Raw genomic sequence first — 13,509 nt, 5'->3', positions numbered from 1 at the left:
AAGAACGCTTTCCTCTGAGCGAACCGGTACAAAGCCGGGTAGTCGCACTTCGCTTGTGAGACCGCCAAGTCATGTCACGGCAAGTAGTTGCTCAATGGGAGGAATCGGCTTTAGTCAGGCGTTTGCCCGGCTCGGCCGCCCGGTGAAGATGCCGGTAACGGCGCTGGCTTGCCCTATCGAGGCAACGACCAGTTGAAAAAGACCCGTTCGACGATGACCACGACCCGATAGAGCGCGAGCGAAATACAAAGCAGCACGAACAGCGCGGCAAATGCTTCTGCGAGCTTGAATTGCGAAGTGGCGTACTGAATCATGTAGCCCAGCCCCTCATTCGACGCCACGAACTCGGCAACGACCGACCCTATCACCGCCAGCGTGATCGAGACTTTCGCGGCGCTCATGATGTACGGAACGGCATACGGTATGCGAATCTGCATGATCTGCCGAAGCTGCGGCGCTCTTAATGACCGCGACAACTCCACAAGATCGGCCGGCGTAGCGCGAAGCCCTGTGATTGTCGATACCACCAGCGGAAAGAAGGTGATCAGGCAGGTGATCAGGACACGGGGGAGCGTGCCTGCACCGAGCGTGACCACGACGATCGGCGCAATGGCGACAACAGGCGTCGATTGCACGACAACCAGTAGCGGCACGATCGTCCGGGAAAGCAACGGTGAATTTGCCACGGCGATAGCGAGCGGAATGCTCACGAGCAGCGAGATTCCAAATCCCAGAAAAACGACTTGTAACGTGGCCCATATGTTGTCGAGCCATCGCATCGGCGCAATGTCCATGGCCGCCGCTGCGATCTGGGCCGGGTCGGGCAATACGTACACCGGAAGATGCAACAGCTTGCAAGCTGCCTGCCATGCCACCAGGATGGCGAGCAGCAGGATGACAGGCGAATAGCGATAGATAAACGGTTTCATAGTCAAGTTTCCCTGGGGCGGGAAAACAATTGTTCCCGGATATCGTTGGCGATTTTCCCGAACAACGGATCAGCCATTGTGTCCAGCGTGCGAGGCAGCGAGAGCGGAACGTCGATCAGGTTTCGCACCCGTCCCGGCCTGGCCGCCATGACCACGATCCGGTTGGATAGCAGCACAGCTTCGGCAATCGAATGCGTAACGAACACCACCGTCTTCGGCCGCGTCCTCAACACCCGCAGGAGCTCGAGCGACATCTCATCGCGGGTCAGTGCATCGAGTGCGGAAAACGGCTCGTCCATCAAGAGAATGTCCGGGTCCTGCAACAGCGCGCGGACGATGGAAACGCGCTGCTGCATGCCGCCCGACAATTCATGAGGCATCTTGCGCGCAAAGTCGGCCAGGCCCGTGGAGCTCAGCAGCGCCATGCCCTGTTCCTGGACCTGCGGTGTGACTCGCCCGCCCTTGTGCCGGATCGGAAAGGTCACGTTTTCCAGCACGTTCAACCAGGGCAGGAGGGTTGGCCTCTGGAACACGAATCCGATATCGTCACGAGGTTCCGCCACCTTGAGCCCGAATATCTCGACCTCGCCTGAGGTCGGCGGCAGCAGTCCGGCAAGCAGGCGCAAAAGCGTGGACTTGCCGCATCCCGAGGGACCGATGATGGATACGAACTCGTGTCGCTGGATCGAAAGGTCGACGCGATCAAGAGCGGTCACGGTGGTGCCGTCGGTCGACACGAACGTTTGCGTCACGGCGTTCAGGGAGATGGCGGGCCGCGCGATTTCACGGGCCGCAAGCAAGTGCACTGCTTCCGGAGCGAGATTCTGACAATCAGGAAGTTCGTTTTTCATGGAGTCTCAACGAGCGATACGAGCCGGAGGCGCTATGAATAGCGTGGATAAGTGTGGGTGATACCCCGTTGGCCTCCGCATCTTAACGATCCACCATGCAGCGCGAAATGAAGTTTTACGGGGGTTTGAGTCAAGTTATCTGAGCATGGAGGGCAATGATGAGCGACGCTGTCGAGCGCTGCTTCGCGCCGCCGTTTGCTCCGGTGAATGGCTGGAACATATCGGCCGTCATGCACGAACGAGCGGGTCCCGGGCCATGTTACCTAAATCAGAAAAATCGAACTAATGGCTTGTCAAAAAAACGCACGGCAATATTGAAGAGAATAGTCTTTGCTCCGAAGCCGGAGAGCCCGGCCGCCAGCCCCGGCTTTGCCGTGCTGCCGATCAACAACACAATGCGGGGTTTCAATGAATAAACGTTTCACCGGCTTATTCGCAATCTGTCTCCTGGCTCTTGCTTCGCTCCCTGCTGGAGCGGCCGAGAAAGTGCGATTCGTCCTGGACTGGTTTCCGTCCGGCTATATCAGCTTTACCCATGTCGGTATCAAGGAAGGGTTCTTCGCAGCAGAGGGTCTCGATGTTTCAATCGATATCGGTCGCGGCGGAGCGGACGCCGTCACGCGGGTTGCAAGCGGCACGGATGATTTTGGCGGGGCGAGCATGGCCTCGCTGATGAGCGCTCAGGCGACTACCCCGATTCCGGCAAAGGCGATCGTGGCGGTCTACTCCAAGTCGCCGGATGCGATCATCACGAAATCGGGGAGCGGGATCTCGGCCATTAAGGATCTCGCAGGCAAGACGGTTGCAACGGCGGCGTTTTCGGGATCGAACGCACTATGGCCGGTGATCGCGAAGATGAATGGGCTTGACCCGAATTCGGTTCGTCTGCTCAAGGTCGATGACAACGCGCTCGGACCGATGCTATTGGCGGGCAAGGTCGATGCCGTCATTGCATGGACCACCGAAGAACCCAATTTCTCCACATTGCTGACGGGCACCACCACCCGGCTGACGGTCTTGCCCTGGTTCAACGTCGGGCTGCAGGGCTACAACTGGTCGGTGCTGGCCTCTGGCCGCATCATCCAGGATCACCCGGACACCGTGAAGAAGTTTGCGCGCGCTTACCTGCGTGCCATGCAGTTCGTCGTCGATCATCCGGAGAAGGCTGCGGAGGACCTGCACGAGATGGTCCCGGATACCAACGTTGCGATCAGCGTCGAGGAGATCAAGGCGATGAAGCCCCTCGTGATCAATGAAATTTCCGCGCGCACGGGGCTCGGGCGATTCGATCCGGCGCTCGTCGGCGATGCATGGAAGTGGGTATCGCAGTCGCAGGGTTTTGCGGCTGACCGCATCGATCCTCAGTCGGTTATCGACCGGTCTTTCGTGCCTTGAATGCGGATAAACGCGATGTCGAACCGGAACGCGCCAATGTCATCGAATTCGATTGTTCTCACGACCGCTTGCGAACTCGCCGAAGCGATTCGTAGCCGGACCGTGTCGTGCGTGGAGGTGATGGAGTCGTATCTCGATCGCATCGACCGGGTCAATCCGGAAATCAACGCGATCGTTTCCTTGAGACCGCGTGACGTTCTGCTGCACGAGGCTCGCGAGCGGGACCGCGAGCTTGCGAACGCCGGCCCTCGCGGATGGATGCACGGTTTTCCGGCCGCGGTAAAGGACCTGGATCCGGTCAAGGGAATGATATGGACCTCGGGTTCGCCGATCTTCCGCAATCGCATTGCAGAGGTCGACTCGATCCAGGTCGAGCGCATGCGGGCGGCGGGCGCGGTCTTTATCGGCAAGACCAATACCTCCGAATTCGGCCTGGGATCGCATGCGTTCAATCCTGTGTTCGGGACGACGCGTAACCCGTACGACAGCAGCAAGTGCGCGGGCGGGAGCAGCGGCGGCGCGGCTGCCGCGCTCGCCACGCGCATGTTGCCGGTTGCCGACGGCAGCGACCATGCAGGATCGCTGCGCAATCCGGCTGCCTTCAACAATGTGTTCGGCCTGCGCCCTTCGTTTGGGCGCATACCTGAAGCCGGGCCCGACCTGTTCAGCGCCACGCTGGGAGTTGTCGGCCCGATGGCGCGCACGGTCGAGGATCTGGCGATGTTGCTATCGGTTCAGGCCGGCCCCGATCCGCGCGCGCCGCTGTCGATCAACGAGTCCGCCACCATTTTTTCCGACTTCGCGCACGGCATGCCGGTTCAATTGCGGAACCGCCGCATAGGCTGGCTGGGCGACCTCGGCGGGCATCTGGCCTGCGAGGACGAAGTGATCTCCCTATGCGAAGCCGGGCTGGATGTATTCGAACAACTGGGCGTCACGGTCGAGCCACTGAAGCTGGATTTCCCTGCTGAGGAAATCTGGGAGAACTGGCTGACGCTGCGCGCCTGGATCATGAGTGTCCAGTTGGGACCGTACTATCGCGATCCCGCCACCCGGGCGTTGATGAAGCCCGACGCTATCTGGGAAGTGGAGCGCGGGTTGGGCTATAGCGCGGAGCACGTGGCGAGCGCCATGGCATTTCGCACCGCGTGGTTTCGGACCATGAATACCTGGCACGCGTCTTACGATGCCGTCGCGTTGCCCTCGGCACAGGTTTTTGCGTTCGATGCCGGGCAGATCTGGCCCACGAGAATTGGCGGCCGGACGATGGACACTTATCATCGATGGATGGAGACGGTTATTCCCGGAACGATGTCGGGCTGCCCCGTCATCAGCGTTCCAGTGGGTTTCAACCGTGCCGGGCTGCCTATGGGAATGCAACTGATCGGGCGTATGAATGACGAACTGTCCTGTCTCGCACTCGCGCGTCTCTACGATAAAGCCACGATGTGGACCCGCCGCTGCGTGCCGCCAGGTCTCGATCTGCCTGCTGCGCCATCTGCTCGATAAAAGGCCGTCACGTGACTTCGGCACGACTGCGATGGTCCTGCATGGACGCAGGCAGTTCCGGGACGCTTGCCGATCAGTGAGCGGTGCCATTGCCCCAATGATCATTCATGTATGTCTGCGTCGTCGAGATGAAGTTCTCGATGAGCGGCAAAGGATGCCGGCGATAAGGGCGAATCGCAACGAGGTTCGACGCACTCGTGTAATTATCGAACGGCCTGAAGACGATGTCCTTGCGTTTCGATGCGTTGAAGTTGAGAAGCGAGTAGCCGAAACCATTTCCCACGAGACTGCGCACCATCTCCGCCGACGACGCGCGCTGGCTGACATTGGGTTGAATACCCAGATCGCCGAAGATGGAGAGGAAATAGTCTCTCGTCTTTGGGATGTCCAGCATGATGAACGGTTCCTGATCGAGCTGTTTGAGTGATGTAAGCGAGTTGGCAAGCGGATGGTTGGCGGGCAGGACGCAGCATACTGGCGAGGGTTGCAGGATCGTGCATTGGTAAGTCGGTGCAACCTCGAAATCGAGTACGAAAATCAGATCGAGAGAACCTTCTTCCATCTTCGACATCAAGAGCGGATGACTGTCGCTCTGCCAGCGGATCTCGACCCCCGGATTTGCTGACTGGAACTGACGGATCAGCGGCGGCAGGAGGTCGGCAGCGATGTCCCCCAGACACCCTAGCGAAAGCTGGCGCCGTCGTTTGTCGGGATGCCTGTGACGCGCCGACTCAATATCACTCACCCGGCTGATGACGTCGCGCGCCTCGAAGAAGAGATGTTGACCGGCCGGCGTCAGGACCAGCCCGCGGGCGTGCCGCCTGATAAACAACTGTTCCTGCAAGACGCTTTCCAGACTGGCAATAGCGCCCGATATTGCCGGCGGCGAGATGTTCAGTTCTTCCGCTGCGCGCAGGGCGCTGCCATGTCGTGCCGCGGCAGCGAAGTAAGTGAGTTGCCTGAGCGTGATGCGGGGAATTTCCAGCGCGTCGTCAGGCGGCGGCGCTGAACTCGAGGGGAGCGAGGAGAACGAACTGGCGAACGAGAGAAGCATGCTCATGGTCTTGCTCCAACTTTCCGTTATGTCTTGCACTGGGCGAACGGTTTTCAGGTTCAGCGCAACGCGCGACGAAATAGAGCATGAAACATGCCTATATTCATGCATCGGACTTTCAGTGCGTGCTAAGTCGGGATTTATGACGCAGTCGTCTTTTTTTAGAAATTGCACAGCCTGATGATTTGCATCAGGCTTCCCACATGGTCACCCTCATTCCATTTCACATCGTCCCGCCAATGATTCCCTCTCAGCAATTACAGCACGATGCGCCAGATTCCTGGTACGCGGTCGCGGCTTCGGACGACCTGATGCCTGCCACCGTCATGCCGGTTACCGTGCACTCACAACGCATCGCGTTGTGGCGTTCGGCTTCTGGACACGCCAGTGCATGGGGCGACCGTTGCCCACATCGGGGAATGCGGCTCTCATTTGGTGCGGTGCGCGGCGAGAGTCTGTTATGCCCTTATCATGGATGGACCTTCGGCACCGATGGCCAATGCATCCACATGCCGGCACATCCCGATATCGTGCCACCGAAAGCCGCATGCGCCCAGCGCTATGCCGTGACCGAGAGCAACGGCTATGTCTGGCTCAACCTGGGGCAACCGGCGGGCAGTCCGCCGCTCGACGGCCCCAGGACCTACCCCGTTCGCACGCTTTATTTTCCCGTACCGGTCGATGCAGCCCTGGCGGCGCTCATCAGCGTTGCACCGCATGCGTCGACTTCTTCAGGGAGCCACGCGCCGGCGCAAATCGATGTGTCGGATTCGAGCACGCCGGAGCGTCTCGTTTTCAAGGGCACGGACGAACGCGGCTCTTTCGTCGCATCGCTTGATCGCGCGGGCGGCCTGATGGTGGAATCGGAAGGCGCGAGTGGTCAGAGCACATTTGGCGCGTTCGTTTTCCCATCGGACGAAGCGACGTGCGGCGTCCACGTAGTCTCGATGGAACCCGCCCCGGCCGAACGGCGCATCGAGATAAACCGGGCGGCCGTTGCGGTGAGGAACGGTTTATCGAACGCGTTCGGCGATGAGCGTCACGTCTGGATGCAAAGCGCGATTGCCGAATGGCGAACCCATCGCGCGAGCGAAGCGCTCGCGCGCATGACGCATAATGAGGAAACGAAATGCAGGCAATAGACGACACGGTTGCGCGCGATGACTGGTACGTGGTTTCTTTCGGCAAAGAGATTGCGCCCGGGCGCAGCGAACGGACGCGATTGCTCGGCCAGGACATCATAGTCAGCCGCGACCACGATAACACCGTGCATTGCAGCTTCGTTCGCGAGTCGGGCGAGCAGGTCCCGCTGCCCGACGTACGCGAGCAGTACGGGTTCATCTGGGTCACGCCGGGAAAGCCCAGGCGAGACATTCTCGCCATTCCTGAATTCGCGGAGCCGGGGCGCCGCTTCATCTATCGCGGACGCATAGGAGTGCCGACTTCGGGGCAGCGGGTCATTGAGAATTTCTTCGACCTCTCTCACTTCTCGTTCATTCATACCGGAACCCTCGGCGGATATGAGTCCGCCGAAGTCCCGCGTTACTCGGTCGAGATGAGAGAAGAGGGTGCCGAACTATGGGCCGTTGGCTGCAGTTTTTTTCAGCCGATGGCTTCCGCGGCTGCCGGCGGCGGATCGACGATTTTCTACGACTACAGGATCGCCTCGCCTTTTATCGCATTGATTTACAAGGACAGCCTGATTCAGGTTGGAAAGAAAGACGTCATCGGCCTGTTCATCCAGCCTGTCGAAGAGGACCGATGCATCGTTCATTCGTTTGCGTGTGTTCATGACAGCGGGAACAGCGACACAGGGATCCTGCATTTCTATCACGAGATCTTTGCGCAGGACCGGATGGTTCTGATCAACCAGTTTCCCCGCAAGCTGCCCGTCAATCCTCGTCGCGAGTTGCCCATGCGCTCGGACGCAAGCTCGATGGCGTATCGCAGGTGGCTGGACCGCTCGGGTCTTGAGTTCGGCATCGAGCGCGCGTTGTAGCCCTTTCCCCAAGAAAAATGATCAAACTCTACGATTACATCCTGTCGAGCGACTGTTACAAGGCGCGTCTTCTGCTGTCCATGCTGGGTCTGCAGTACACGCCCGTCAAAATCGATGTGCACCCGGGCCGGGAGCACCAGTCTCCAGAATTTCTGACGCTCAATCCCCTGGGCGAGATTCCCGTTCTCGAAGACGATCACCAGATCATCTGGAAGTCATCGGCGATTCTCGTCTATCTTGCGAAACGCTACGATCCGACAGGGAAATGGCTTCCCGACGATCCCGTGCGTAACGCACAGACCGCGGGATGGCTCGCCTTCTCCGAGCACGAGCTCGCCACGATATCGCGACTGCGGATGGCCGCCATCACGGCACGCGGCATGGCGACAGAAGACGATCTCCGGGCTGCCCGCCGCGCGCTCGAAGTGCTTGAGGATCATCTGGCCGAAGGGGAATTGACGGGGCGTCGATGGCTGCTTGGCGAGGAGCCTACTATTGCGGATATCTCGGTGTTTCCCTGCGCGGCGCTCGCCCAGGATGCGGAGCTTTCGTTGAGCCCCTATCCGGCATTGTGGCGGTGGATCAACCGTTTCAAGGAGCTGGGGGGATTTATCGTCATGCCGGGCGTTCTGCCGAACTTTGCCGGAGCGTTTTAAGGACCGTTCAAGTTCGCTGAGAGACTTTTCGGGCTGACGGTACTCGTCAGCCCCGGCGTCCGGCACGGCCCTCAGCGCGGAACCTTTTTATCGAGGAATCCGAGCACCGCCGAGGTGAAGGCGACGGGATTGTCTTCGACCACCATATGCGCGGCCTGCTCTATATCCACTCGTTCGCCTGACCGGAGCGTATCGATCATCCGATCGGCGATCTGTGCCGTCACGAGGTCCGAGATAGCGCCGCGGACCATCAGGGTCGGACAGGCGACCTTTGCCAGCGCATCCCACGAACGCTGCGGCGGATCGGGCGTCAGGCGTGGGTCGAAGATCGCGGGATCGATACGCCAGTCGAGTTCGCCCGTCTCACGCCGCCGCAACATCCACTCCATGCGCGTGGCAATGCTGCGCTCGCCTGCGCGCGGGTGCATTTCTCGCAGGAACGTCAGTGCCTCGGCACGCGAGCCAAAGGCGTTCGGCGTGCGCGCAAGTTCGCTTCTGATTCGCGTAAGACCGGCCATGTCGAGTTCCGGGGCACTATCGACGATCACCAGCGCGGCTACGCGATCCGGATGGCTCGCCGCGTAATTCAGCGCGTTGGTGCCGCCCATGGAGTGCCCGAGCAGGACAAACCGGTCGAGCTTCAGATGATCGGCGAGTGCTGCGAGATCCGCGACGTAGGCGTCGGTGTTGTATTGCCCATCCGGCGCCCAGTCGGACGCTCCCCGGCCGCGCTGATCGAGCGAGATGACCTGAAAGCGGGCGACGGCCACCTCCGCGAATTCCTCGAACCAGTACGCGTAGGCACGTAGCCCGTGCAGCAGCACGAGTGGCGGAGCGTCGGCCGGTCCCCATCGAAGGTAGTGGAGGGAAAGTCCATCGTGCGTAAATGTTTCGGATAAAGCTGTCGACATCACCCTCTCCTTGTTCGCCAGGTCATGCAAAGCGCGCCGGATTCTGCGAATAGCCCACCTTCAATTCGATCTCGTATGAATCGGGATCCAGAATGTAGATGGACGTGCCGAATCCCCTTGCTCCATAAACCTCCATCGGCCCCCGGATGACAGCCACCTCATGCGAAGCGAGGTCGCGAAGCAACTCGTCCATATCCGCCTCGATACTCAGGCACACATGTTCGATGCCGCGCTCCGCGGGCGGAGGCAAGGCCGCGCCCGGCGGCAGTTCGAGCAGGTCGATCAGATTGGTGCCACAGCGCACCTGATGCAGGCCGATCTTCTCGAAGATCCGTTCGACACGCAGACCCAGCACCGAACGGTAGAACTCCGTTGTACGGCCGATATCGGTCACCTTGAAAACGACATGGTCGATCCCGTTGAAGCGTGCGTTGATCGGAGGCATGGTCGTGGAGGTCCTTCCATCGGTTTGAAGAGTCCAGCTTAAAACAGAAGGCCTGACGGCTGGATCACATTCATCGCCCCGATACCACTGGTTTTTCTTAACCAGAGCCGTGAGCTGAACGGTTCGCGCGTCGAATCAGGAAAGCTGACGCAACGGATTAATGATCCGAATTGCCTCGCGCAACGGTTGGCCTTTACATTCGACTGGTGCCCTTCCAAAAAAGGGCGTCCAGGTCATACAGATGAGCAAACCATGCGCGCGGCGGGGCGGCGTTCGCATGGCTGCACATGCAATCAAGCGAGGGTTCATGTTTCATCCAGATCGCCGGGACGGCGCATCGGCTCTGTTTGCCGCTTTTGCTTCCGGCCTCGAGTTCACGCAGCTCCCTCCCGAAGTCGTGCAACAGGCCAAGCAGTCGATACTCGACGTGCTGGGCCTGGCGCTCGCCGGTGAGCGCATGAACGCAGGCTGCGCGCCGGTCACCGCTTATTGCGCAGCGGCGTCCGGGCCAGGCGCATCGACCGTCTGGTCGACCGGGCAGCGTCTTGCGCCTGGCTACGCGGCGCTTGCCAACGCCGCGCATGCCAGGGCGCTCGATTACGACGACATCATCGAATATCCGCAGATCCATGTGGCGGCTTGCGTGGTGCCGGCAGCGGTTGCCATGGCGCAGGCGCATCGTCTACCCGGCGCCGGCAGGGTGCTACTGAGTGCGGTTGCCGTGGGCTGTGAACTGCAGGCCCGTCTTGCCGCGGCGCTGGCTCCGCATTTCGGCGAGGGTCTGCCGATCATGCTGGCGAGCCAGATATTCGGCTATTTCAGCGCTGCGGCCGCTTGTGGAAACATCATCCGATTGTCGGAGGAGTCGATGCTCGATGCCCTCGGACTTGCGTTGATGCAGGCGGCCGGAACCGAGGAAACGGTTGTTCATGCACCGTTGAGCATGGGAAAGTTTTTATATTCCGGGCTGTCCAATCAGGCCGGCGTCCAGAGCGCGATGATGGCGAGCTTCGGGATCCAGGCACGGGCCGATGTGCTGACAGGCGTGGCCGGATTGTTCAACGCCTACTTTGGCGGCAACTACGCGGCAGAAGCGCTCACCGATGGATTGGGACGCGATTATCGTTCACTGACGCGCTGCTTCAAGTCCATGCCGGGGACCCTCGTTGCCCACGCGTTCGTCGAAGCCGCGCTGATTCTCCTCGACAGCGCGGGCGGCGACCCCGGCGCGATAGAAAAAGTCGTTCTCTATGTCGGTCCCTGGGGCCGCGTCATGTGCGAACCGTCGGAGATGCGGCGCCATCCGCCGGGTGCGTCGGCGGCAATGAACAGCATTCCGTTCATGGTGGCCCATGCGCTGGTGCGGGGCCGTATCGGCATAGCCGATTTCGGCGAGGCTGGGCGCAACGACCCCGGCGTGCTGTCGATGGCCGCGCGTTTCGAGCATATCGTCATGCCGGAGCTTGCGAATCGGACCGGGCTGGAGCCCGGCGTCGTGAATCTTTGGCTCAAGGACGGCCGCAGACTCGCGCACCGGATCGACGCGCCGGCCGGACATCCGTCGCGCCCCTTGTCGTTTGACGACGTCGCGATCAAGTTTCATCGCAATCTCGACGACGCGTCGGTCCCAATGACGCCTGCGCGTCGCGAGGAAATCGTCCAGCACGTGCGCAGCCTCGAGTCGCTCGACAACATCTCGCCCATTTTTGAATCTGTATCCGATGACACAAACTCACGAGGAAGTCATGCCAGTTGACATGGAGAATTTGATCCGCGCCGATGCGGTCCACCGATCCGTCTACACCGATCCGGACGTCTACGAACTCGAGATGTCGCGCATCTTCGATACCACCTGGGTTTATCTGGCTCACGAGGCGGAATTGCCGCAATCGGGCGACTACGTGACAACCTACCTCGGCAAGCATCCAGTCGTGGTGTCGCGCCTCGAAGACGGGACGGTCACCGCGTTGATTAACCGCTGCCGGCACCGTGGTCCTGTGGTCTGCCAACACGAGAGCGGCAATAGCAAGTTCTTTCGATGTCCTTATCATTCGTGGACCTACGACAACTCGGGCGCGCTGATCGGCGTCCCGATGCCTCAAGGGTACGGGAAGTCGTTCGACAAGTCCTCGCTTGGGCTCGTCAAGGTTGCCCGCGTGGCCGTGTACCAGGGCTTCATTTTCGGCTGCATGAAAGAGGAGGGCGTCTCTCTGCTGGAACACCTCGGTGGCGTAGCGAAGTTTCTCGACGCCTATGCGGCCGTTTCACCCACCGGGAAGATCGATCTTTTCAAGGGAACGCAGAAGTGCGCTTACAACGGTAACTGGAAATATCAACTCGAAAACGGCGTCGATCCGTATCACGTCGGCGCGCTGCATGCGAGTGCGGTCACACCCGAAGCGATGCAGATATACCGGCAGGGAAAGGGCTGCGTAATCGCCATGGATGGACACGGTGTAACGGATCACACCGATTGGGGTCCGATGCCAGCCGACGCTGGCCTGTCAGGTGGCTTCAATCTGGTGATTTTCCCCAATCTGATTGTCCTCCGCAGTCAGATTCGCACGGTTCGTCCGATTGCCGTCGATCGTACCGAGATCTACACGAAGGTGGTGCGTTTGCAGGACGTTCCCGACGAAGTGAACATGCGGCGCATGCGCGACCAGGAGTTTGAATTCGGCGCTGCCGGTACTTTCTTCGCCGACGATCTGGATATCTTCGAGCGCACCCAGCGAGGCTTGCAAAGCGGCGCCGTAGATTGGCTGGTTTTCTCGCGGGGCCTGGATCGTGAATCGATGCGCGGTGGCTATATGACCGGCGGCATGTCCGATGAAACCCAGCACAGAGGCATGTATCAAAACTGGAAGCGGCTTATGAGCGATGTTGCATCGGTTCCTCGCGCAGAGGTCGCGGCATGAATACGGATCGTCCGGAAATCGAGGATTTTTTGTTCATGGAGGCGCGTTTGCTGGATACCGGCAGGTTCGACGCCTGGCTCGCGCTCTTTCATGAGAATGCGGTGTACTGGGTGCCCGCCGGGCATGACGATATCGATCCAACGCAACACGTGTCGATCATCCACGACGATAAGGCGGCGCTGGCGAAACGCATCGCCCGGTTGCAGTCGGGGCATGCGTACGCACAAGATCCGGCTTCGCGTGTGCATCGGCTCATTTCGAATGTGGGACTCGGCGAGGCGAACGACGAGAGCCGGACGCTTAGAGTGACGTGCATGATGCTGCTCTTGGAACTGGCGCGTCATCGTCAGACCATTCATTCGGCGCGTTGCGAATTTCTCCTGCAACGTCGCGATAACACATGGCAGATACTCGGCAAGAAAGTCAACTTGCTTAGAAACAACGAGGTGTTGGAAGCAACACCGTTCCTGCTGTGAAAGTATTCGAGCGGGCATCGGATGCTGTTCCGGCTGCCTGGAGCGAAGTACTCTCCAACGAGTTCGCGGGAGTCCGGTTATCGGTCGACAGGCAGGGGAACGCGCCGCGCCTGCGCATCGATGATCTCGCGACGGGACTGTCGGTATTCATGGATGCGTTTCAACTGAGCGGACTGACCAGCGCGGGCAGCGTCGAATTGACGGCGCATATGGTTCCGCGTGGACTTGGGTCCGCCGACTGACGAACGTCGGAATCGCGTCCTGACAAAGTTTGGCTGACTCAATGTCCAGGTTATTTTCAGCTATCTGAATAAATTGTCGCGGTACGCTGATTCCATTGATAAGCGTTACTGCTTGGCCGGCATG

At 59.9% G+C, this 13,509-nt stretch carries 15 protein-coding genes; 10 read left to right on the top strand and 5 right to left on the bottom strand.

Going from position 1 to position 13,509, the window contains the following annotated elements; all coding sequences use genetic code 11:
- Positions 1–173 precede the first annotated feature (173 nt).
- Together ACSQ8V_RS24360 and ACSQ8V_RS24355 are read right to left on the bottom strand one after the other, a co-directional pair.
- Positions 174–929, bottom strand: a complete 756-nt coding sequence (locus ACSQ8V_RS24360; protein WP_436184269.1) for an ABC transporter permease — start codon at positions 927–929, stop codon at positions 174–176.
- Positions 930–931: 2 nt separating this feature from the next.
- A complete protein-coding gene (locus tag ACSQ8V_RS24355; RefSeq protein ID WP_436184268.1) occupies positions 932–1,780 on the bottom strand; it encodes an ABC transporter ATP-binding protein in 849 nt (282 codons plus the stop codon).
- Between the two features lie 155 nt (positions 1,781–1,935).
- On the opposite strand from ACSQ8V_RS24355, the gene ACSQ8V_RS24350 reads away from it, so the two are divergent.
- The 3 genes from ACSQ8V_RS24350 to ACSQ8V_RS24340 all read left to right on the top strand — a co-directional run bounded on the left by ACSQ8V_RS24350 (position 1,936) and on the right by ACSQ8V_RS24340 (position 4,684).
- Complete coding sequence (locus ACSQ8V_RS24350; RefSeq protein WP_436207411.1) at positions 1,936–2,196, top strand: hypothetical protein; 261 nt, start codon at positions 1,936–1,938, stop codon at positions 2,194–2,196.
- 70 nt (positions 2,197–2,266) lie between these two features.
- Complete coding sequence (locus ACSQ8V_RS24345; protein ID WP_436207410.1) at positions 2,267–3,175, top strand: ABC transporter substrate-binding protein; 909 nt, start codon at positions 2,267–2,269, stop codon at positions 3,173–3,175.
- A gap of 36 nt (positions 3,176–3,211) precedes the next feature.
- The gene (locus ACSQ8V_RS24340) at positions 3,212–4,684 is read left to right on the top strand and encodes an amidase (protein ID WP_436207409.1); all 1,473 of its coding nucleotides are present in this window, start codon (positions 3,212–3,214) and stop codon (positions 4,682–4,684) included.
- 73 nt (positions 4,685–4,757) lie between these two features.
- Here the strand turns inward: ACSQ8V_RS24340 and ACSQ8V_RS24335 are convergent, their stop codons facing one another.
- Entirely contained in the window at positions 4,758–5,744 is a 987-nt protein-coding gene (locus ACSQ8V_RS24335) for a LysR family transcriptional regulator (protein WP_436184264.1), read from the bottom strand.
- 197 nt (positions 5,745–5,941) lie between these two features.
- On the opposite strand from ACSQ8V_RS24335, the gene ACSQ8V_RS24330 reads away from it, so the two are divergent.
- Genes ACSQ8V_RS24330 through ACSQ8V_RS24320 form a run of 3 tightly spaced genes read left to right on the top strand, consistent with a single transcriptional unit; the run spans position 5,942 to position 8,393 of the window.
- The gene (locus ACSQ8V_RS24330) at positions 5,942–6,880 is read left to right on the top strand and encodes a Rieske 2Fe-2S domain-containing protein (protein WP_436207408.1); all 939 of its coding nucleotides are present in this window, start codon (positions 5,942–5,944) and stop codon (positions 6,878–6,880) included.
- Complete coding sequence (locus tag ACSQ8V_RS24325; RefSeq protein WP_436184262.1) at positions 6,868–7,737, top strand: aromatic ring-hydroxylating dioxygenase subunit alpha; 870 nt, start codon at positions 6,868–6,870, stop codon at positions 7,735–7,737. The genes ACSQ8V_RS24330 and ACSQ8V_RS24325 overlap by 13 nt, the downstream gene beginning before the upstream one ends.
- 17 nt (positions 7,738–7,754) lie before the next feature.
- Positions 7,755–8,393 (top strand): glutathione S-transferase family protein, encoded by a 639-nt coding sequence (locus ACSQ8V_RS24320; protein WP_436207407.1) that lies wholly within the window; start codon positions 7,755–7,757, stop codon positions 8,391–8,393.
- A 71-nt stretch (positions 8,394–8,464) separates the two neighbouring features.
- Here ACSQ8V_RS24320 and ACSQ8V_RS24315 read toward each other — a convergent pair whose 3' ends face one another.
- Both ACSQ8V_RS24315 and ACSQ8V_RS24310 read right to left on the bottom strand, forming a co-directional pair.
- On the bottom strand, positions 8,465–9,304 hold the full coding sequence (locus ACSQ8V_RS24315; RefSeq protein WP_436207406.1) for an alpha/beta fold hydrolase: 840 nt from the start codon (positions 9,302–9,304) through the stop codon (positions 8,465–8,467).
- Positions 9,305–9,326: 22 nt separating this feature from the next.
- Entirely contained in the window at positions 9,327–9,749 is a 423-nt protein-coding gene (locus tag ACSQ8V_RS24310; RefSeq protein WP_436184259.1) for a VOC family protein, read from the bottom strand.
- A gap of 307 nt (positions 9,750–10,056) precedes the next feature.
- On the opposite strand from ACSQ8V_RS24310, the gene ACSQ8V_RS24305 reads away from it, so the two are divergent.
- Genes ACSQ8V_RS24305 through ACSQ8V_RS24290 form a run of 4 tightly spaced genes read left to right on the top strand, consistent with a single transcriptional unit; the run spans position 10,057 to position 13,385 of the window.
- Complete coding sequence (locus ACSQ8V_RS24305) at positions 10,057–11,505, top strand: MmgE/PrpD family protein (protein ID WP_436207405.1); 1,449 nt, start codon at positions 10,057–10,059, stop codon at positions 11,503–11,505.
- Entirely contained in the window at positions 11,495–12,667 is a 1,173-nt protein-coding gene (locus ACSQ8V_RS24300; protein WP_436184257.1) for an aromatic ring-hydroxylating oxygenase subunit alpha, read from the top strand. Before ACSQ8V_RS24305 ends, ACSQ8V_RS24300 begins: the two co-directional genes overlap by 11 nt.
- The gene (locus ACSQ8V_RS24295; RefSeq protein WP_436207404.1) at positions 12,664–13,143 is read left to right on the top strand and encodes an aromatic-ring-hydroxylating dioxygenase subunit beta; all 480 of its coding nucleotides are present in this window, start codon (positions 12,664–12,666) and stop codon (positions 13,141–13,143) included. The genes ACSQ8V_RS24300 and ACSQ8V_RS24295 overlap by 4 nt, the downstream gene beginning before the upstream one ends.
- The gene (locus ACSQ8V_RS24290; RefSeq protein WP_436207403.1) at positions 13,140–13,385 is read left to right on the top strand and encodes a hypothetical protein; all 246 of its coding nucleotides are present in this window, start codon (positions 13,140–13,142) and stop codon (positions 13,383–13,385) included. Before ACSQ8V_RS24295 ends, ACSQ8V_RS24290 begins: the two co-directional genes overlap by 4 nt.
- Positions 13,386–13,509 lie beyond the last annotated feature (124 nt).

Source organism: Caballeronia sp. LjRoot31 (assembly GCF_964253885.1).
Classification (GTDB): Bacteria; Pseudomonadota; Gammaproteobacteria; order Burkholderiales; family Burkholderiaceae; genus Caballeronia.
This window is presented reverse-complemented; position numbering and strand designations above follow the sequence as displayed.